General features: G+C 56.8%; 17 protein-coding genes. 12 read left to right on the top strand and 5 right to left on the bottom strand.

All coding sequences use genetic code 11. From position 1 onward, the window contains the following. On the bottom strand, positions 1–2,610 hold the full coding sequence (gene mprF, locus ACR0K5_RS00905; protein ID WP_480627860.1) for a bifunctional lysylphosphatidylglycerol flippase/synthetase MprF: 2,610 nt from the start codon (positions 2,608–2,610) through the stop codon (positions 1–3). 117 nt (positions 2,611–2,727) lie between these two features. Then, positions 2,728–3,156: an Lrp/AsnC family transcriptional regulator gene (locus tag ACR0K5_RS00910; RefSeq protein WP_170344639.1), complete on the bottom strand. Its 429-nt coding sequence runs from the start codon at positions 3,154–3,156 to the stop codon at positions 2,728–2,730. An 86-nt stretch (positions 3,157–3,242) separates the two neighbouring features. Here ACR0K5_RS00910 and rocF point away from each other — a divergent pair, with 86 nt between their 5' ends. Genes rocF through ACR0K5_RS00925 form a run of 3 tightly spaced genes read left to right on the top strand, consistent with a single transcriptional unit; the run spans position 3,243 to position 6,133 of the window. Then, positions 3,243–4,163: an arginase gene (gene rocF / locus ACR0K5_RS00915; RefSeq protein WP_480627861.1), complete on the top strand. Its 921-nt coding sequence runs from the start codon at positions 3,243–3,245 to the stop codon at positions 4,161–4,163. Further along, entirely contained in the window at positions 4,163–5,083 is a 921-nt protein-coding gene (gene ctlX, locus ACR0K5_RS00920; protein WP_480627862.1) for a citrulline utilization hydrolase CtlX, read from the top strand. Before rocF ends, ctlX begins: the two co-directional genes overlap by 1 nt. Before the next feature lie 9 nt (positions 5,084–5,092). Beyond that, on the top strand, positions 5,093–6,133 hold the full coding sequence (locus tag ACR0K5_RS00925; protein ID WP_480627863.1) for an ornithine cyclodeaminase: 1,041 nt from the start codon (positions 5,093–5,095) through the stop codon (positions 6,131–6,133). A gap of 135 nt (positions 6,134–6,268) precedes the next feature. Here ACR0K5_RS00925 and ACR0K5_RS00930 read toward each other — a convergent pair whose 3' ends face one another. From ACR0K5_RS00930 to ACR0K5_RS00940, 3 genes are read right to left on the bottom strand one after another with little or no spacing between them, the layout of a single operon-like run. After that, the gene (locus tag ACR0K5_RS00930; protein WP_480627864.1) at positions 6,269–7,672 is read right to left on the bottom strand and encodes a TRAP transporter large permease; all 1,404 of its coding nucleotides are present in this window, start codon (positions 7,670–7,672) and stop codon (positions 6,269–6,271) included. Between the two features lie 3 nt (positions 7,673–7,675). Next, positions 7,676–8,305 carry a TRAP transporter small permease subunit gene (locus ACR0K5_RS00935; RefSeq protein WP_480627865.1) on the bottom strand — a complete coding sequence of 210 codons (630 nt, stop codon included), beginning with the start codon at positions 8,303–8,305 and terminating at the stop codon, positions 7,676–7,678. Positions 8,306–8,362: 57 nt separating this feature from the next. Beyond that, positions 8,363–9,379, bottom strand: a complete 1,017-nt coding sequence (locus ACR0K5_RS00940; protein ID WP_480627866.1) for a C4-dicarboxylate TRAP transporter substrate-binding protein — start codon at positions 9,377–9,379, stop codon at positions 8,363–8,365. A gap of 431 nt (positions 9,380–9,810) precedes the next feature. Here ACR0K5_RS00940 and acs point away from each other — a divergent pair, with 431 nt between their 5' ends. From acs to ACR0K5_RS00985, 9 genes are all read left to right on the top strand, one after another. After that, positions 9,811–11,775: an acetate--CoA ligase gene (gene acs, locus ACR0K5_RS00945; protein ID WP_480627867.1), complete on the top strand. Its 1,965-nt coding sequence runs from the start codon at positions 9,811–9,813 to the stop codon at positions 11,773–11,775. A 7-nt stretch (positions 11,776–11,782) separates the two neighbouring features. Continuing rightward, positions 11,783–12,466 carry an adenylate kinase gene (locus tag ACR0K5_RS00950; protein WP_480627868.1) on the top strand — a complete coding sequence of 228 codons (684 nt, stop codon included), beginning with the start codon at positions 11,783–11,785 and terminating at the stop codon, positions 12,464–12,466. A gap of 180 nt (positions 12,467–12,646) precedes the next feature. Continuing rightward, complete coding sequence (locus ACR0K5_RS00955; RefSeq protein ID WP_298848721.1) at positions 12,647–12,928, top strand: DUF4212 domain-containing protein; 282 nt, start codon at positions 12,647–12,649, stop codon at positions 12,926–12,928. A gap of 5 nt (positions 12,929–12,933) precedes the next feature. Further along, positions 12,934–14,718 (top strand): sodium:solute symporter family protein, encoded by a 1,785-nt coding sequence (locus ACR0K5_RS00960; RefSeq protein WP_480627869.1) that lies wholly within the window; start codon positions 12,934–12,936, stop codon positions 14,716–14,718. Positions 14,719–14,826: 108 nt separating this feature from the next. Beyond that, the gene (locus ACR0K5_RS00965) at positions 14,827–16,650 is read left to right on the top strand and encodes a DUF294 nucleotidyltransferase-like domain-containing protein (RefSeq protein ID WP_480627870.1); all 1,824 of its coding nucleotides are present in this window, start codon (positions 14,827–14,829) and stop codon (positions 16,648–16,650) included. Positions 16,651–16,677: 27 nt separating this feature from the next. Then, complete coding sequence (locus ACR0K5_RS00970; protein WP_480627871.1) at positions 16,678–17,196, top strand: hypothetical protein; 519 nt, start codon at positions 16,678–16,680, stop codon at positions 17,194–17,196. 2 nt (positions 17,197–17,198) lie between these two features. Further along, positions 17,199–18,611 carry a 3'-5' exonuclease gene (locus ACR0K5_RS00975; protein WP_480627872.1) on the top strand — a complete coding sequence of 471 codons (1,413 nt, stop codon included), beginning with the start codon at positions 17,199–17,201 and terminating at the stop codon, positions 18,609–18,611. 88 nt (positions 18,612–18,699) lie between these two features. Then, positions 18,700–19,200, top strand: a complete 501-nt coding sequence (locus ACR0K5_RS00980; RefSeq protein ID WP_480627873.1) for a flavin reductase family protein — start codon at positions 18,700–18,702, stop codon at positions 19,198–19,200. 142 nt (positions 19,201–19,342) lie between these two features. Beyond that, a complete protein-coding gene (locus tag ACR0K5_RS00985) occupies positions 19,343–20,008 on the top strand; it encodes a VPLPA-CTERM sorting domain-containing protein (RefSeq protein ID WP_480627874.1) in 666 nt (221 codons plus the stop codon). Positions 20,009–20,025 lie beyond the last annotated feature (17 nt).

A 20,025-nucleotide genomic window follows, 5' to 3' on the forward strand; every position in this document is an offset into this window, starting at 1 on the left:
CTACTTGGTCAACCCGCGCAAACCGCCCGAGATCAGGATGTTGACCTCGTAAAGGATGCGGGGCGCGGCCAGCCCCCCGGGGCTGGCCAGATAGTTGGGGCTCCATTCCGGGTCGAATTTCTGTTTGAAGGCACGCAATCCTTCGAAATGGTAGAACTGCTCGCCATGCTCGTAAACAAATCCTCCGATGCGGTTCCACAGTGAGGCAAGCTGACGGTTTTCGATCCCCGAAAATGGCGCTGCACCCAACGAGAACCAGTGGAACCCCTGTTCCGACCCCCAGACCATCATTTCGGCAAAAAGCGCATCCATAACAAAGCTTGGACTTTCCGGCTCATACCGCATCAGATCCAGCGACAGCTCGGATTTATTGCCACCCTGAAACAGATTGGCAAAGGCCATGATCTTGCCTGTGTTGCCATCGCGCAGAACCGCGTGATCAAAGTAAGACAGATACTGATCGTCAAAACCACCCAAAGCGAAACCTTTTTCCGCACCGGCCTTTTGCGCCAGCCAGTGATCGGAAATTGCGCGCAATTCCGGCAGAACCGGTCCCAGTTCCTCTTTCGGAATGATCTCGAAAACATAGCCCTCACGTTCGGCCCGGTTCTTGGCCTGTCGAAACCTCTTGCGTGATTTTCCATCCAGCGAGAAATCCTTCAGGGGCACCCGCGCGACTTCACCAATTTTGAGGATCGACAGACCAAGATCTAAAAAGGTTGGAAGGTATTTCGTCGAAACGCTGTAGAACGCACACAGCTTCCCTTCGCGATCTGCCATTTCGCGAAGCTGCCAGATTAACTGTTGCCCGGCCGTCTCGTCCCCTATTGGTTCTCCCTTCGATATGATCGCGTTGCCCGTGTCCGCATATGCAATGAATGCGGTTTCATCCGGAGAGATCAGGAACTGTTTGTCGCCGGTCAAGGAGATCTGGGATTCGGTGTCCTCACTTTCCATCACCAGTCGTTCCACGACCTCGGGGATTTCGGTGCGCTGGGGCGCAGGAATCTCGCGCCCGAATAGGGAATTTGCAGCGACAATCCCAACGATCACCGCAACAACAAGGCAGGACCGCAGGAAACGCGAGGCGTCCCCGTTCCAGGCAAACTCCCACCACAGGGCGTTCTGATATTCGACGTGCGAATATGCGAAAAGGCCGATCCAGAAAATGACGGCCAGCAGAACAACCACACTGATCAACCAGGGGATGTTCAGCCTGAAGATCGACGCACCACTAACCCGGTAGAACGCCCCACGGAACATGGCCAGCAGGCCAATTGTGCCCAACATCGAAAGCGCCTCGTGGGTGTCGAGCCCTTTGGCAAGTGAGGCAAAGAACCCCGCCGCCATCAACAGCATCGCCACCACCCACGCGCGATAGAGCTTACGGAATAACCCACGCGATACCAGCAACAGCAAAACACCTATGGCGCTGCCTGCAAGGTGCGAGGCCTCGACAAATGACAGAGGCAGAACTTCGCGCAAAACGCCAAGGTTCTGCGTGCCCGCTGGCAACGCGCCGGAAATCAGAAGGATCACTCCGGCCACTGCAGCAACGCCTGCTGCCACCATGGGAACAATTGGTCGGATGGCCCGGTAGACCCATGTCGCGGCCCCACCGATCCTGTGCCTTTGCGTCAGCGCGGACGCGACCGCAATGGACAGGCTGGCAATACCAAACGGCAGGAAAGTATAAACCAGGCGATACAGCAGCAACGCTGCGATCACATCCGAACGTCCTGACGCCCCAAGCCCAGCAATCAGCGTTGCTTCGAATACACCTATCCCGCCAGGCGCGTGACTGAGGATACCGACGGCTATCGCGGCAATGTAGATCGTGAAGAAGTAAGGGTAGCCAACGCCCAGATCGTCCGGCATCAGGACATAGAGCGCCATGGACGCGCCAAACAGGTCTCCGACAGCGGCAAGTGTCAGAAGGCTGGCCAGTTTACCGCCCGGCAAATCAAACCCGATACCAGCAACGGCCAAACGCCTGCCCCCGCTGGACAACCATATGAACATGGCGACCAAAGCCCCCAAAAGGCACAACCCGATGGCGGTTTCGACCGTCTCGCTGACAGGAACTACCTTGGATATTCCATCCGGATGCAGGGTCAGTAACAAACCCAGAATGAGGATAAGCCCCATCCAGAACGCGACCCAGGAGGTAGCGATCACCCCGGCCACACGCCCAAGATCCAACCCGAGTGACGCATAAATTCGATACCGGATCGCAGTTCCGGTAATGTAAGAGAACCCAAGGCAGTTTGACACGGCATACCCGCTGGCTCCTGCCATTCCCGCCACAGGCAAAGGCACCTTGCCGCCCGCGACACTCTGCACCGCAAACACATCATACAACGATAGCGAAAGGAAACTGAACGCGGTCCAACACAACGCGAAGAACATCAGCTTCCACGAAGTTGACGAAATATCCGTCTGTACATCCGACCATTTCACATGCGCCGACAGATCATGCAAAACCGTCAGCGCGATCCCCGTTACGAGAATCGGTATTGCAATCCGCAGCCAGGGTTTCTCCAGCATGGCCGTAAGCTTCTCGGCCCAATGCACGGCCAGAGGTTCACCGTCATTCTCCGCATTGGTCATGCTGCACGTCCCCGCCAGTTTCTGGTCGCAGGCAAAACGCACGGCTCACCCGCACGCCGATTATCAAGACTTCACCTGCCCACAAACTCTGGCACATTTTGGTTACATCTCAAAGCGCTAGAGCCGCCCTTTGCGTGTTGACAGCAGAAGATTCGTTTCTGACCGCGTTACGCCGTCGATCTTTCGAATCTGAAACAAAACCTCGTCCAGTTCGGCCAGGGTTTCGGTGCTGATCTCGGCGATCAGATCCCAACTGCCATTTGTCGAATGAACGGCCGTAACCTGACGCATGGCTCCGATCCGGGCCATCACGCGTTCTGTCCCGCGCCCTTCGATCTCAAGCATCATCAATCCGCGCACCGGGCTTTGCGCCAGATCGCGACGCGTCAAAACCGTAAAGCCGACGATTTCACCGGACTGTTTCAACCGCTGCAATCTGCTGCGCACAGTGGTGCGCGTCACGCCCAGCGTTTCCGAGAGCTCTGACAGGCTCGCCCGTGCATCCCGCTGCAACGCATTGAGCAGCCGATTGTCCAATTCGTCCATAGTGCTTTCTCATAAAGGAATTTCTGAAACCATTTTGAGCATTTTGCTGACTTCACGCAAGACACTCTGACAGCATAAATGAACATATGGAACTCAAAGATATCATACTGGTCGGCGCCCCGATGGATGCCGGAAAACGCCGTCAGGGATGCCGGATGGGACCTGACGCGTATCGCGTGGCCGGGTTGGATCAAGCGCTCTCTGATCTTGGCCACACCGTTCACGATTGGGGCGACGTGCAAGCCGAAAATGTGGACATCCCTCAACACCCACACCTGTTCGCCCTGCCAGAATGCGTAGGATGGACACAAGCTCTCAGCAAAGCTGCGCAAAACGCGGCTGGTCAGGGTGTTCCTATTTTCATGGGGGGTGATCACGCTCTGTCCATGGGCACGGTTGCCGGGATGGCCGCGCATGCTGCACAGATCGATCGCCCCCTGTTCGTACTATGGCTTGACGCCCACAGCGACTTCCACACCCCGGACAGCACTGGCAGCGGAAACCTGCACGGAACGCCTGTGGCGTATTTCACCGGAAGACCCGGGTTCGAGGACTTTCCCCCTCTAGCCGCTGCTGTACCGACGGATCGGGTCGGTATGATCGGATTGCGCTCTGTCGACCCGGCGGAACGGTCGGCACTTGAACAAGACCACGCCATGCTGGCGGATATGCGCAGCATTGATGAAAACGGCATCAAGGCTCCGCTGCTGGCATTTCTGGATCGCGTCAGGGCCGAAAACGCTCTGCTTCACGTATCTTTGGACGTCGATTTCCTCGACCCGGCAGTGGCCCCGGCTGTAGGTACTACCGTGCCCGGAGGTGCAACCGAGCGCGAAGCCCATTTGGTGATGGAGCTGCTGCATGAAAGCGGGCTTGTCTGCTCGCTGGATCTGGTCGAGCTGAACCCGTTTCTGGATGAACGTGGTCGCACCGCGAAACTGATGGTGGATCTGGCCGCCTCGTTGATGGGCCGCCGTATCTTCGACCGCCCCACTCGGAGTTTTTGATGCTATCTCTTCAAGCGCCCTCTGCCGTTGTCATGATCCGGCCGCATGCTTTTGCGTCCAACCCGGAAACGCGCGATGACAATGCCTTTCAAACTCTGAGCACGACGTCTGCCGAGGCCACGTCGGATGTGGCCAGGGATGAACATGACCGGGCAGTGCGGCAACTGCGCGATGCAGGCGTCACTGTTCACGTCTTTGACGATTTCGGCGATCAAAACACACCTGACAGCGTTTTCCCAAACAACTGGTTTTCCACGCACCCTGGTGGTCATGTAGCGATTTACCCAATGTTTGTGCCATCGCGCCGGCGCGAGCGGCGGACCGACGTGATCGAACTCCTCAAACAAGAATACCGCGTGCAGGACGTCATAGATTATTCCGGGCTGGAACAAGACGATCTGGCACTGGAAGGGACTGGAGCGATGGTGTTGGATCACGTCGCCCGCATCGCCTACACGGTCACTTCCAATCGCGCCGATCCAGTCCTGCTGGAGCGGTTCTGCACGCATTTCAACTATGAGCCGATTGCCTTCGAGGCCAGAGACTCGAAAGGCCGGGATGTTTATCACACCAATGTGCTGATGGGCATTGGCACCCATTACGCTTTGATCTGTCTAGATATGATATCGGATCCTGATCGCCGGTTGACCGTTCGCAATCGGTTGGAGGAATCCGGTCGAAAAGTCATTGATCTGACACACGAACAAATCGCCGAGTTCGCGGGCAACGCGATTGAGTTGACGGGGCGCAACGGGCTGGTGCTGGCCTTGTCCAGCAGAGCCCTTGCCGCCCTCACGCCAGATCAACTCGCGACAATCCAGGCCAGCGCAACACCTTTACCACTGTCCGTTCCAACAATTGAAACTGCCGGTGGGTCCGTGCGCTGCATGATCGCAGGCGTCCACCTTGCCCGCCGATAGGAGAGCACTATGCAACCTTCAGACAAGGCCCTGGTGCCTTTCGTTTCCGTCGATAACATGATGCGACTGGTTCACCACATTGGTGTCGAGCAGATGATCATGCAAATCGCCACTCAGATCGAATCCGATTTCAAGCGATGGGAGAGCTTTGACAAAACACCGCGCATTCCGGCGCATTCCCCCCATGGCGTGATTGAGCTCATGCCCACCTCGGATGGTGAGGCTTATGGGTTCAAATACGTCAACGGGCACCCCAAGAACACCTCCGAGGGGCTGCAGACAGTCACTGCGTTTGGCTTGCTGGCGGACGTCTACACAGGATATCCGACGCTGTTGACCGAGATGACGATGCTGACCGCGCTGCGCACGGCGGCGACTTCGGCTTTGGTTGGGCGCTATCTGGCCCCGAAGAACGCCACGACAATGGCCATGATCGGCAATGGCGCACAGTCCGAATTCCAGTGCCTCGCCTTCAAGGCAATGTGCGGGATCAACACCGTCCGGCTTTACGATACCGACCCGAACGCCACCGCGAAATGTGCAGCTAACCTTCAGGGCAAAGGCTTGACCGTTATCTCCTGCAAGACGCCAGAGGAGGCTATCGAGGGTGCGCAAATAATCACCACCTGCACTGCAGATAAGAAGTACGCCACGATCCTGACCGACAACATGGTTGGGCCCGGCGTGCACATAAACGCTATTGGCGGAGATTGTCCCGGCAAGACTGAGTTGCACCGTGACATCCTGTTGCGTTCGGAAATTTTTGTCGAATACCCAGAACAAACCCGGATCGAAGGCGAGATTCAGGCGCTGGACGCAGATCATCCGGTAACTGAGATGTGGCAGGTCATCACCGGTGCCGCCAATGGGCGCACCGATGAACGGCAGATTACCTTATTCGACAGCGTTGGTTTCGCGATCGAGGATTTCTCGGCCCTGCGCTATGTCAAACAAGCGATCGAAGGCACTGCATTTTTTGAGCCTTTGGACATGTTGGCCGACCCGGACGATCCACGTGATCTGTTCGGAATGCTGATGCGGGCGAGTTAAGACACGACCAAGAGAGCCCGGCCCCGCCGCCCAGCGGGCGCCTTCTCCGAGGTACTTTCAGCCAGATGAGCATAGACGCCTTTGTTCATCTGGCCAAAAATACCACGGAGCGCGAAGCACAGCCTCGCTATTTTGCTACCCCGCAAGCGATGGCAGGTAGAGAACAATACCCGGGAAAGCCACGAGCATTGCGATTGTCAGGGCGTCGGCAATGAAAAAGGGGGTGACACCTTTGAAGACGTCCTGAACGCTCAGGTCCGGACGCACGCCAGCAACGACGAAACAGTTCAGTCCGATGGGCGGTGTGATCAGACAGAACTCGGCCATTTTGACCACCAGAATACCGAACCAGATCGCGCACATCGGGCCTGACATTCCAAACGCACTGTCAGCAGCACTGACGGTTTCGCCGCCATTCAAGGCCATCACCGCCGGATAGACCACAGGCAAGGTCAAAAGCAACATCCCAATCGCGTCCATGAACATGCCCAACACCGCATAGGCCAACAGAATACAGATCAGGATCATCATCGGCGACATCTCAAGCCCCGTGATCCAATCCGAGAATGCGCCCGGCAGGTCCGCAAAGCCCAGAAAACGCACATAGATCAGAACGCCCCAGATGATGGAGAATATCATCGCTGTCAGTTTAGCAGTTTCCAGAAGCGCGGATTTTAACTCGGTCCAGCGCATTCCATGGAACAGGGCGAAACAGAACACAATGAAGGCGCCAATTGCTCCGCCTTCTGTCGGTGTGCCCCACGCCTTTTCACCGAATGGGTTATAGACAAAGCAGATGATGATCAGGATGACGGCGACGATGGGAATAGCACCGGGAAGGGCTGAGAATCGTTGCTTCCACGTAAAACCTGTTACCGGTGGACCGACGGATTTGAAGATAACAGCGATTCCCACAATCAGCAGTCCATAGACGACAGCGGAAAATGCGCCCGGAATAAATCCGGCAAGCAACAGCTTTCCAACATCCTGCTCGACGATGATCGCGTAGATCACCAGAATTGCAGAAGGTGGGATCAGCGACGCCAGCGTTCCGCCTGCGGCAACCACCCCTGCTGCAAAGCGTTTGTTGTAACCAACCTTCAGCATTTCCGGGATTGCGATGCGGGCGAAGACAGCTGACGTCGCAACCGACGCGCCAGATACGGCAGCAAAGCCGGCAGTGGCAAAGACAGTCGACACCGCGAGCCCTCCGGGAACCCAGGCGACCCAGCGCTTGGCGGCCTCGAACAAGGCGCGGGTGAGGCCCGCGTAGTAGGCCAGATACCCGATCAGAATGAATGTCGGGATCAGGCTGAGAGTGTGGGACGCGACCTTGGAATGCGGCACTTGGCCTGCGGTTTTAACCGCCACTGTCAACGCCTTGCCAAATCGGTCCGGATCGTAGCCGAACTTGGCCCAGAAAATCCAAATTAGTCCGACAAGCCCCGCCAAACCCGCCGCAAACGCGACACGCATACCGACCACGACAAGGACCAGCAGACCGCCTGTGACCCAAAGGCCAATCTCAATCGTGTCCATGTATCAGTCCTGCCCTTCGAACTGTTCGGCTTCGGCTGCGGCCTGCGCCGCCGCATCCTGTATCAACGGGACCGCCGGCGGCGCGTCCAGCCCAAGCAAGAACGCCCGGCCATACCCCCAGACTTGTAGTGCAAGGCGCAGGCAGAGAACGGAAAACGCAACAGGCGCCAACAGTTTGGCAGGCCACAGAGGTATGCCGATATCAATGGAACTGTCCCGACTCCACATTGGTGCGCCGAAGTCAAAAGACCGGTCAAAATGAGACCAACTGCCCCAAACCAGAGCCAGCATCAGGATCAGGATCAAAACCACCGAGATCAGTTCGAACAGCCACAAAGCCCGCCCGTGCAGACGGGAAATAACGATATCCATCCGGATATGGCCACCATCGCGCTGAACATATGAAACGCCAAGAAAAGCGATGAGCGGCATCGCCTGTTCAATCCAGTCTACATACCCTGGCAACGGTGCATTCAGGGCATTGCGGCCACTAACGGACACAACGGCCAATACCATCAGTGAAAATACCGCCAAACCGCTGATCAGTGCCAGAAACCGTTCCAGCACGAGCAAACGCTGATCCAACTGGCTCAGACGGCTACCGTCTTCCAGAACCGTGGCTTGTCCTGCCATTCCGGTGTTTCCTTATTGTTTGTTACCGGGTGCCCTGGCGGCACCCGGCATTGATGGTCAGTTGCCGCCGCGCTGCTGCTTCAGCGTCATCTGTACGAGATCGTAAAGATCCTGAGCTGGCAAACCCTGATCCGTCATGTCCGCGATCCATTTTTCACGGATCGGGTCAGCTGCCGTCGTGCGAAACTCTTCAATCACCGCGTCATCGATCATGACTTTCTGGACGCCCTTTTCTTCCAGAACACTGTCCCATTGCTCGAGCAGCCCACCGTAATTTGCAAGATAATGGTCGATCGCCTCATCGATCGAACTGTTCAGAACTTCACGATGTTCGGCTGGCAAGGCCTCGTAAGCATCGATATTGACCACAACCGGGCAATTCACGGTTCCCGGGTTGAGATTAGCCGTCCACCAATCAGCCTCGTTGATCGTCCCAAAAGACAGATGTGCGTGCTGGGCAAAGGCGACTGTATCTACGACACCGGATTCCATGGCATTGAAGGCTTCGGTCGCTGGAACCGACGTTGGAACGCCTCCGACCGCTTCAAAGGCCTGACCAAGTCCGCCGGTCGCCCGGACCCGCATTCCGTCGAAGTCGGCCAGTTCATCCCGCGGCTCGCCGGTGCCGACAATGTTATATTGTGGCATTGGCGAGGTCATGATGATGCGGGCATTCCACTGTGCCATCTCATCCTTGACGGCAGGATGGTCATATACCGCATGGCTGACTGCGACCTCTTCCTGCAGGTTGTTCACGCCCAGGAACGGCAATTCCAACACGGTAATCGCGCGGTTCTTGTCACGGTGATAGCCCGCACAGAACTGAGCCATCTCGAAAGCGCCAATCTCGATGCCATCCAGGTTCTCGCGCGGCTTGGACAACCCGCCGTAGCTGACGTTGATGGTAAACTCACCACCCGTTTTTTCGCTGACAAGTTCTGCCAGTTTTTCAACATGTTCCGTAAAGGCGCGGCGCTTGCCCCACACAGAGGCATTCCATTCGGTTGCGGCGGCTTCGGTCACAAAAGCCACGCCAAGGGCGGCGACGGCGGCACCGCTCAACATCTTTTTCATAGTTTTGTCTCCCATTGGTGCGCCCCCTCCCGAGGCGCTTGTCGATCAAGCTAGCGCCAACATTCGATTGTGCCAACCCTAACCGGAACTTCCGAAAGTTTCATAAGAAGCCCAAAAAAGAACCATGAAGACCAGGAGAATTGAGGCAGGCCTGCCATCGCCCACATATTCAGAATGCAGCGCTCCTTTCGATTGTTACAGTTATCACTTTGTTATTTTTAATGTTTTTCGCACCTAGATAGACATTTTTTACACAGCGAGTAAAACAGTTAAAATTTCTTTACAAAGAAACTCAAGGATTACGCCAATTTATTTATTTATTTTCAGAACCCGGTAATACTCGCTCGTGGGGAGGAACGGGATCGACATTGCCTAAATGACAGGCAAAAAATGTCCCAAAGCAATCCAGTCCAGAGGGAGGAGCCTCAAAGATGACCACCGCTGCCCAGGCAGATGCCAAGACATATCCGCCATCCGCAGAAACCGTCGCTCGTGCGCATGTCGATGCCGCAAAATATGCCGACATGTACGCCACCTCAGTCAACGACCCCGATGCGTTCTGGGGCGAGCAAGGCAAGCGTGTCGACTGGATCAAACCTTTCACCAAGGTCAAAGACGTCAATTACGATTTCGGCTCGGTCAAGATCAACTGGTATGCCGATGGCACGCTGAATGTCTCAGCCAACTGCCTGGATCGCCATCTGAAAACCCGCGGCGATCAAACCGCAATCATCTGGGAGCCGGATGATCCAAACGATCCGGCCCAGCATATCTCTTACGCCGAGTTGCATCGCCGCACTTGCCGGATGGCCAACATTCTGGAATCCCTGGGTGTGCGCAAGGGCGACCGTGTTGTCATCTATTTGCCGATGATCCCCGAGGCCGCATATGCCATGCTGGCCTGCGCGCGGATAGGCGCAATCCATTCTATCGTTTTTGCAGGCTTCTCGCCTGACGCTCTGGCCGCCCGGATCAATGGCTGCGAAGCCAAGGTTGTGATTACCGCAGATGAGGCCCCGCGTGGAGGTCGCAAAACACCGTTGAAGTCCAACGCAGACGCGGCGCTGCTGCACTGCAAGGACACTGTGAAATGCCTTGTTGTAAAGCGCACAGGTGGTCAGACCACGTGGATCGACGGTCGCGACTATGACTACAACGAAATGGCGCTTGAGGCGGACGACTATTGCGCGCCTGCTGAAATGAACGCCGAAGATCCGCTGTTCATCCTGTATACCTCCGGCTCGACCGGTCAGCCGAAAGGCGTTGTGCACACCACTGGCGGTTATCTCGTCTATGCCGCGATGACGCATGAGATCACCTTCGATTACCACGAAGGCGATGTGTACTGGTGTACTGCGGACGTAGGCTGGGTGACTGGCCACAGCTACATCGTCTATGGCCCGCTGGCCAACGGTGCGACCACGCTGATGTTTGAAGGCGTTCCGACTTTCCCGGATGCCTCGCGCTTTTGGCAGGTCTGCGAAAAGCACAAGGTCAATCAGTTCTACACCGCTCCTACCGCCATCCGTGCCCTGATGGGACAAGGCAATGAGTTTGTCGAGAAATGCGACCTCAGCGATCTGCGCACTCTGGGCACCGTGGGTGAGCCGATCAACCCCGAAGCCTGGAACTGGTACAACGACGTTGTCGGAAAGGGCAAATGCCCGATCGTGGACACATGGTGGCAGACCGAAACCGGCGGTCACCTGATGACCCCCCTGCCCGGCGCACATGCGATGAAACCCGGCTCGGCCATGAAACCATTCTTTGGCATCGAACCGGTGGTTCTGGACCCTCAGTCCGGTGTCGAGATCGAAGGCAACGGTGTCGAAGGCGTGTTGTGTATCAAAGACAGCTGGCCCGGCCAGATGCGCACCGTCTGGGGCGATCATGAACGGTTCGAGAAGACCTATTTCTCGGACTACAAAGGCTACTATTTCACCGGTGACGGATGCCGCCGCGATGAGGATGGCGATTACTGGATCACGGGCCGTGTGGACGACGTGATCAACGTGTCCGGTCACCGTATGGGCACTGCAGAAGTGGAAAGCGCGCTGGTGGCTCATGCCGCTGTCGCTGAGGCCGCTGTTGTGGGCTATCCGCATGAAATCAAGGGACAAGGTATCTATTGCTACGTCACCCTGATGAATGATCGTGAGCCTTCTGATGAGCTGCTTAAGGAGCTGCGCACTTGGGTCCGCACCGAAATCGGCCCGATTGCATCCCCGGATGTGATCCAGTGGGCCCCCGGCCTGCCGAAGACGCGCTCGGGCAAGATCATGCGCCGTATCCTGCGCAAGATTGCCGAGAACGATTTCGGCTCGCTGGGCGATACTTCGACACTGGCAGATCCGTCGGTGGTCGAAGACCTGATCGAAAACCGTGCGAACAAGTGAGGATGTGATGGACGCTGCCACGATCACCACACCCGCCGTTCTCATCCTTCTCGGCCCTCCGGGCGCCGGGAAGGGCACGCAGGCCCGGATGCTGGAAGAGAAGTTCGGACTTGTACAACTCAGCACGGGTGACCTGCTGCGCGAAGCCGTCGCCGCAGGCACCGAAGCAGGTCTGGCCGCCAAGGCCGTAATGGAAGCCGGCGATTTGGTCAGCGATGAAATCGTCATCGCCATCCTGCGTGATCGCATGGCACAGTCAGATTGCGCCAAAGGCGTTATTCTGGACGGCTTCCCGCGTACTACGGTTCAGGCCGAGGCGCTGGACGGCCTGCTGGCCTCGAACGACCAGAAGATCAACGCCGCAATCAGCCTTGAGGTAGAGGACGCAGAAATGGTCACCCGAATTTCGGGCCGCTACACCTGCGCCGGTTGTGGTGAAGGGTACCACGACCAGTTCAAGATGCCTGCCGAAGAGGGCAAATGCGACAAGTGCGGCCATACTGAATTCAAGCGCCGCGCTGATGACAATGCCGAGACCGTAGCCTCGCGTCTTGCAGCGTACCATGCACAGACCGCGCCGCTGATCACCTACTATGAAGGTCAGGGCGTACTGCAGCGCACAAACGCCATGGGCAGGATTGAAGACATCGCCAATGATCTCGAAGGGATCGTTGACGACGCAATGAGTTAAGGGGAGGAGACGAGCCGCAAGGCTCTGATCCTAAATGGAATACTTCAAAAGACCGCCTTGGCGGACTGGTGGAGTTTTGCCTGATGCCACGGGGTATTGGGCACAATCGAGAAGCGACCCGCGGCACTGGAGGAGTTGGGCAACGGGTCGCCTAACGAGAAAGCGAAGGAGGAACCCGCAATGGCGGATCAATCTACAAACTCCGCGCAGACTGCCGAAGCCGATAAGGGCTATTGGCAGGCTAACCTGCGCCTCATCTACATCAGCCTCGCGATCTGGGCGCTGGTGTCGTTTGGATTCGGCATTCTGCTGCGTCCGATGCTGTCGGGAATTGCCGTAGGCGGAACTGATTTGGGCTTTTGGTTCGCGCAACAGGGATCGATTTTGGTCTTTTTGGTGCTGATCTTCAACTACGCCTGGCGCATGAACAAGCTGGACGCCGAATACGGCGTTGAGGAGTAAACCCCATGGATCAGTTTACCATCAACCTGCTGTTTGTCGGCGCGTCCTTTGCGCTCTACATCGGCATCGCGATCTGGGCCAGGGCCGGGTCCACATCTGAATTCTACGCCGCGGGTCGCGGCATCCATCCTGTCACCAACGGTATGGCAACGGCGGCGGACTGGATGTCTGCGGCTTCGTTCATCTCGATGGCGGGTCTGATTGCCTTCACCGGGTACGACAACAGCTCGTTCCTGATGGGCTGGACCGGTGGTTACGTGCTGCTGGCTCTGCTGCTTGCGCCCTATCTGCGTAAGTTCGGCAAATACACCGTGTCGGAGTTCATTGGCGACCGTTTCTACAGCCAAACCGCTCGTATCGTTGCGGTTATCTGTCTGATCGTTGCGTCGGTGACCTATGTGATCGGTCAGATGACCGGTGTTGGCGTGGCCTTCGGCCGCTTCCTCGAAGTGTCCAACACGTCGGGTCTGCTCATCGGTGCTGCAGTTGTGTTTGCATATGCAGTGTTTGGTGGGATGAAGGGCGTGACCTACACTCAGGTTGCTCAGTACTGCGTGCTGATTACCGCCTACACCATCCCGGCGATCTTCATCTCGCTGCAGCTGACCGGCACACCAGTTCCGGCGCTGGGTCTGTTTGGTGACACCGCCAGCGGTGAGCCCCTGCTGACCAAGCTGGACGCCATCGTGACCGAGCTGGGCTTCAATGAGTATACCGCCCATCACTCGAACACTCTGAACATGGTGCTGTTCACCCTGTCGCTGATGATCGGTACGGCGGGTCTGCCCCACGTCATCATGCGTTTCTTCACCGTTCCCAAAGTGGCCGACGCACGTTGGTCGGCTGGCTGGGCGCTGGTTTTCATCGCGCTGCTGTATCTGACCGCCCCTGCGGTAGGTGCCATGGCACGTCTGAACATCAGTGACATGATGTGGCCCAATGGCGGCATCGAAGGCGGCGCTGTGTCTGTTGAACAGATCGACAATGACGCACGTTATGACTGGATGGCCACGTGGCAGAAAACCGGTCTGCTGGACTGGGAAGACAAGAACGGCGACGGCAAGATTCAGTACTACAACGACAAGTCTGAATCGATGCAGGCACTTGCGGAAGAAAAAGGCTGGGTTGGCAACGAGCTGACCAAGTTCAACCGCGACATCCTCGTTCTGGCCAATCCCGAGATTGCCAACCTGCCGGGTTGGGTGATCGGCCTGGTCGCAGCCGGTGGTCTTGCGGCTGCTCTGTCAACCGCTGCGGGCCTGCTGCTGGCAATCTCGTCGGCTGTGTCCCACGACCTGATCAAGGGTGCCATCAACCCGCAAATCTCGGAAAAGGGTGAACTTCTGTCGGCACGTATCGCGATGGCCGTAGCTATCGTAGTTGCGACCTATCTGGGTCTGAATCCTCCGGGCTTCGCGGCGCAGACAGTGGCACTTGCGTTTGGTCTGGCGGCTGCTTCGATCTTCCCGGCGCTGATGATGGGGATCTTCTCGACCCGCATCAACAACACCGGCGCGGTCGCAGGTATGCTAGCCGGTCTGGTCGTCACTCTGGTCTACATCTTCCTGCACAAGGGCTGGCTGTTCATTCCGGGCACCAACTCGTTCACCGATGCTGACCCGCTGCTGGGTCCGATCAAGTCGACCTCGTTCGGCGCAATCGGTGCCATGGTTAACTTTGCAACGGCATACATCGTTGCGGGTATGACCAAGGAAACTCCGCAGGAGATCAAGGATCTGGTCGAAAGCGTGCGCATTCCCCGTGGTGCGGGCGCAGCTCAGGATCACTGAGTGTGATGCGGTCGTTGGCACTTGCCTTCGGCCGCGACTTTCGATCCACTGTTCCCGCCCGGCACACCACTGGGCGGGATTTTTTCACCAGAACACCGGAGACATCCAATGCCCCTGTCCCATGATGAAATTGCCCGGTTTCTGAAGTCCGTTCATCCATACGACGCGTTGCCTGCTGACGCACTGGACCAGATCGTCAAGCAGATCGAGGTCTGGGAGGTCGAGGAAGACGCCTCAGTCTACGAGCTGGGCCATACCCTGCCCGGTGTGTTCGTTATCTATGAAGGACAGGTTGAAATTACTGATGAGAACGGTGCAGTCGTCTCTCATCTGGGGTTACGTAATTCCTTTGGCGAACGAGGTCTGCTGAAAGATGGTAAGGCCGCCACCAAAGCCCGCGCGCATACGCCGTCGGTCCTGATGGTGTTGCCGCCGGATCTGGTAAGGCAGTTGATTGATGGGCACGATGTCGTCGCAAAGTTTTTCAATCGGACACGCGGCGATCGCAGCAGCCCTCAGAGCCTTGCGACCAGTTCGATTGACGTTCTGATGGCCCATAACCCGGCCACCTGCCCTGCGGACACGCCGGTTCAGGAAGCGGCTCAGATCATGCGCGACAAGCATATCTCATCGCTTTGTGTGACAGATGGAGAAAAACTGCAGGGTATTGCCACCCTAAGGGACATTTCGGGCAAGTATGTTGCAGACGGTTTGCCAGCAAGCACACAGATTTCCGAAATCATGACCGCAAATCCCGTAACCCTGTCCCCCAGCGATATCGGGTCGGATGTTTTGCACATCATGATGGAGCGCGGCATCGGCCACATCCCAATTTCCGAAGGTGGCCGTCTGGTCGGGATCGTGACGCAAACCGATCTGACACACTACCAGGCCGTGAACTCGGCCGAGCTGGTAGGTCGTATTGCACAGGCTGACACAGCCGAAGAGATGGCGCGCGTTACCGATGAGATTCCGCAGTTGCTTGTTCAGCTTGTCGCAAGTGGCAACCGGCACGAAATTGTCACGCGTCTGATCACAGATATCGCCGATACGGTCACCCGACGCCTTTTGGCTCTCGCCGAAGCTGAGCTTGGCCCGCCGCCGGTGCCGTATCTGTGGCTGGCCTGCGGCTCGCAAGGGCGGCAAGAACAAACGGGCGTGTCCGATCAGGACAACTGCCTGATGCTGGATGACAGTGTCACCGGCGCCGATATGGACTATTTCACCAAGTTGGCCAAACTCGTCTCGGACGGGCTTGATACCTGCGGGTATTTCTATTGCCCGGGCGATATGATGGCGACCAACCCGCGCTGGTGTCAACCGGTGCGTGTCTGGCGCGACTACTTCAAAGGCTGGATCGCCAAGCCAAACCCTGAGGCGCAAATGCTGGCCTCTGTCATGTTTGACCTGCGCCCTATCGGCGGAGCGTTTGAATTGTTTGCCGACCTGCAAGCCGACACTCTGGCGGCGGCCAGAGCAAATTCGATCTTCGTGGCGCACATGATTTCCAACTCGTTGAAACACACGCCCCCGCTGGGGCTGCTGCGCGGTTTCGCCACGATCCGCTCGGGTGAGCATCGCAACACGCTTGATCTGAAACACAACGGGGTTGTGCCCGTTGTTGATCTGGCGCGCATCTACACATTGCAAGGCGAACTGACCGAGACCAACACCCGCGCCCGCCTGAAAGCAGCCGAGGCCAGCGGAGTCCTCAGCCCTTCAGGCGCTCATGACCTGCTGGATGCTTATGATCTGATCGCTGAAACCCGGCTGGAGCATCAGGTTCGGCTGGTCAAATCAGGCGAGAAGCCCGACAACTACCTGCCGCCGTCCGATTTATCGGACTTTGAGCGAAGTCATCTGCGAGATGCTTTCGTGGTGGTAAAAACCATGCAATCGGCTGTCGGCCACGGCAAGGGCATGCTGGGCTGAGATGCTTAACAAGAACGGAGAGACCATATGTTTCTGGAACTGATCGGCACGGTTTTTGCGGGGTTCGCATTTGCTGGCATCGTTCTTGTACTCAACAAACTGACCGGTGGACGTTTGCCCAAATGGTCTACTCCTGTCGCGGCCGGCCTGGGCATGATCATCGTGACCATCTCCAGCGAGTACTCCTGGTACGACCGCATGCGCGACCAGCTTCCTGAAGAGATGGCAATTGTGCAAGAGGTCGAAAGCCGCGCGTTTTATCGCCCCTGGACCTATGCCGTGCCGTTCGTCGATCGGTTTGCCGCCATCGACACTGTATCGGTGCGTACAAATGAAAACGTTCCGGAACAACGGCTTGTCGACCTTTACTTCTTTGGCCGCTGGGCTCCGGTTTCGAAACTGCCCGTGGCCGTAAACTGTGCAGAAAACCGCCGCGCCAATATGGCGGATGGCGCCGAGTTTGCCGATGACGGGCGTCTGGTGAATGCGGACTGGATTGCGGCCGGAGCCGATGATCCCATCATCGAGGCCACCTGTGGGGTTTGACCATGCTGACTGGATTGAGCCTGAGGCTCAGGATTTTTCTGTTCTTCTGCCTTCTCGCCCTGGGCGGGGTTGCGATAAGTGCCGCCGCTCTCTGGATCACCTATTCCCGCGCGGGAAATCCCGATCTGTTGAGTGACTTCGTTTTTGCCGAAATCCTGATCGGATTTGGGTTACTGGCACTGGTTGCCGGTGTTTGGCTGCTGTTCGACGACAATGTCGCCAAACCGATCGAACGGCTATCGGCCCAATTGCGTGCCCGCGCGCACGCTGGTGTCAGCACCGACCTTGACATGCAGGCCGCGCGATATCTGGGCGATCTTGCCCCGGCTGCAGCCGGATTGGCCGAGCAACTGGCCTCGAACGCCATGCGCACAGCCGAGGCCGTCGCCGCAGAAACCGCGCACCTTGCAACAGAAAAACAGCGTCTCACCGCCCTGCTGACTGAGATCCCAGTAGCTATGTTGCTGGCCAGTCCGAAGCATCAGATCGTCCTGTACGACGGGCAGGCAGCCGAGGTTCTCGCCCAGATCGCGCATCCCCGCCTGAACGCATCTCTGTTCGAATACCTCGAATCCACCGGTCTGACAGACGCCTATGCCAAATTGTGTAAAACCGGAAAGGACGTCTATTGTACGCTGTCCAGTGTGGACGGGCGACAGACCTATTCCGCCCGGATGAAACCCCTGGGCGATGCACCCGGATATATGCTGGTCTTCGAAGACAGCGCCGCGCATATGTCACCCGATGACGCCCGCCCTCTGGTTTACGATTTTGAACTTCTCAATACGCCGGGTGATGATGCGTTTGAGAACCGCACCCTGTCGGACCTGTGCTTCGTGGTCTTTGACACCGAAACAACCGGCCTGTTGCCACACAAGGATGAGATCGTGCAGATCGGTGCGGTACGCGTTCTGAACGGCAAGATTGTTCAGGGTGAGCATCTGGACATGCTGGTTGATCCCGGCATTCCTATCCCACCTGCATCCACCAAGGTACACAAGGTCAGCGACCGCATGGTTCAGGGCGCGCCTGATATTGCCGAAGCCGGGCGCGTGTTCCATCAGTTTTCACGCGACGCGGTGATCGTCGCGCATAACGCCCCGTTCGACATGGCGTTCCTGCGCCGCCATGCAAAACGGATGCATGTTGAGTGGGATCATCCGATCCTCGATACCGTCCTTCTTTCCGCGGTCCTGTTCGGCGCCAGCGATACACACACACTGGACGCCCTGTGCGAAAGGTTGGAAATCACCATCCCCGAAGCCTTGCGCCATACAGCACTGGGCGATGCGGTTGCTACAGCCGAGGCGTTGATCAAGATGCTGCCGATCCTGCAAGCGCGGGGCCTGACGACCTTTGGCGAGGTGATTATGGAAACCCGTAAACACGGGCGTTTGCTGGAAGACCTGAACTGACGGTTTAATTTGCAGACAGCAGTCAGCTTTTCATGGACAATCCGGGCCACGCATGGCACCTGATGCGCGGCCAAGGAACAAGCGCGCAATGACCGAAAAGACCTTCACACCGACCCCGGATCAAAGCCCCGCCTTTCGGGAAGCGTTGGGATGCTTTGGCACCGGTGTCACGGTTGTCACAGCGCAATCAGACAAAGGCCCGCGTGCTATCACTGTGAATTCCTTTGCGTCGGTTTCACTGGACCCGCCACTGGTCCTGTGGTGTCTGGCCAAGGAATCGTACCGTTTCGACACGTTCAGCACCTGCGATCTCTATTCGATCCACGTCATGGCACAGGATCAACAGGATCAGGCGCTGCGGTTCGCGCGCGACGGGGCGGATTTCTCACATGCGGATTGGGTTGAGGATGAAGCCGGGCGTCCCCATCTGGCGCAATGTCTGGCACGGTTTGATTGCCGTCTGCACGCCCGTCACGACGCCGGGGATCACCTGATCATTGTGGGTCAGGTGGATCAGGTGATGTACCGCACCGGTAAGGGCTTGATTTTTAAACGCGGACAGTTCGGCGGGTTTGTTGACCTGATCTGAGAGCTTCGACAAACCTGACGACTGATTGCCTGAAGCACAGCGAATTCCCAGTTTGCCCTGCCTTATTGCGCACCAATTTGAGCTTTTGGTGCCTTTATGTTAATCTTGTTATGTTAAATTTCAGTGTGTGTGGGTGGGTACTATGAAAAATCTCCTGGCTGGGTGTCTTGCGCTGATCACCAGCAGTTCCAGTGCATTTGCCCTTACGATGACATTTGATGCAACTATCAGCAACGTTCAAGGAAGCGCAGCGCTCCTCTCGGATTTGGGAATTGTGAGCGGCGGCACGCTAACTGCAAGGTTTTCATTTGATACAGACCTGACAAATGGAGCAGTCTCTGAAAACGGGCCTAATTTTGTCGGCTCAAGACTGTATTCGACTTACGACAGTTTTTCGTTGTTGGCCCCATCAGGAACGATAAACGCACCAACTGCAGATGCATTCAATCATCGGATTCACACATTGGATGGCGTTTCGGATGGCAATGTAGACGTTCCTGATAACTTCTCAATTGCATCTATAGGAAACTCTGGCGCATTCAATTCCATTAGCATTGAGGCCTATGATTTCGACGAAACCAAGTGGTCTCGTTCTAATCCCCTGTTGCCCTCGACGCTTAACAGCTTCGCCAACCATCGGTTCTTTCTCTCAAAGAATATCAACGGAACGCAAACAACGATTCAGAGTAACTCGGTTTCCTATTCATTGGTTGCCCCTGCGCCGGTTCCAATTCCTGCCTCATTCCCCATGTTGCTCATTGGATTAGCAAGCCTTGGATTTGTTGCACGAAGACGTCAAAATCGGTAACGGCTGACGTCTTTTTG

Source organism: Ruegeria sp. AB9, from assembly GCF_056542585.1.

Bases quoted from the DNA above. Each gene is read 5' to 3' on its own strand.
- mprF (WP_480627860.1), bottom strand. From the start codon at position 2,610: ATGACCAATGCGGAGAATGACGGTGAACCTCTGGCCGTGCATTGGGCC.
- ACR0K5_RS00910 (WP_170344639.1), bottom strand. From the start codon at position 3,156: ATGGACGAATTGGACAATCGGCTGCTCAATGCGTTGCAGCGGGATGCA.
- rocF (WP_480627861.1), top strand. From the start codon at position 3,243: ATGGAACTCAAAGATATCATACTGGTCGGCGCCCCGATGGATGCCGGA.
- ctlX (WP_480627862.1), top strand. From the start codon at position 4,163: ATGCTATCTCTTCAAGCGCCCTCTGCCGTTGTCATGATCCGGCCGCAT.
- ACR0K5_RS00925 (WP_480627863.1), top strand. From the start codon at position 5,093: ATGCAACCTTCAGACAAGGCCCTGGTGCCTTTCGTTTCCGTCGATAAC.
- ACR0K5_RS00930 (WP_480627864.1), bottom strand. From the start codon at position 7,672: ATGGACACGATTGAGATTGGCCTTTGGGTCACAGGCGGTCTGCTGGTC.
- ACR0K5_RS00935 (WP_480627865.1), bottom strand. From the start codon at position 8,305: ATGGCAGGACAAGCCACGGTTCTGGAAGACGGTAGCCGTCTGAGCCAG.
- ACR0K5_RS00940 (WP_480627866.1), bottom strand. From the start codon at position 9,379: ATGAAAAAGATGTTGAGCGGTGCCGCCGTCGCCGCCCTTGGCGTGGCT.
- acs (WP_480627867.1), top strand. From the start codon at position 9,811: ATGACCACCGCTGCCCAGGCAGATGCCAAGACATATCCGCCATCCGCA.
- ACR0K5_RS00950 (WP_480627868.1), top strand. From the start codon at position 11,783: ATGGACGCTGCCACGATCACCACACCCGCCGTTCTCATCCTTCTCGGC.
- ACR0K5_RS00955 (WP_298848721.1), top strand. From the start codon at position 12,647: ATGGCGGATCAATCTACAAACTCCGCGCAGACTGCCGAAGCCGATAAG.
- ACR0K5_RS00960 (WP_480627869.1), top strand. From the start codon at position 12,934: ATGGATCAGTTTACCATCAACCTGCTGTTTGTCGGCGCGTCCTTTGCG.
- ACR0K5_RS00965 (WP_480627870.1), top strand. From the start codon at position 14,827: ATGCCCCTGTCCCATGATGAAATTGCCCGGTTTCTGAAGTCCGTTCAT.
- ACR0K5_RS00970 (WP_480627871.1), top strand. From the start codon at position 16,678: ATGTTTCTGGAACTGATCGGCACGGTTTTTGCGGGGTTCGCATTTGCT.
- ACR0K5_RS00975 (WP_480627872.1), top strand. From the start codon at position 17,199: ATGCTGACTGGATTGAGCCTGAGGCTCAGGATTTTTCTGTTCTTCTGC.
- ACR0K5_RS00980 (WP_480627873.1), top strand. From the start codon at position 18,700: ATGACCGAAAAGACCTTCACACCGACCCCGGATCAAAGCCCCGCCTTT.
- ACR0K5_RS00985 (WP_480627874.1), top strand. From the start codon at position 19,343: ATGAAAAATCTCCTGGCTGGGTGTCTTGCGCTGATCACCAGCAGTTCC.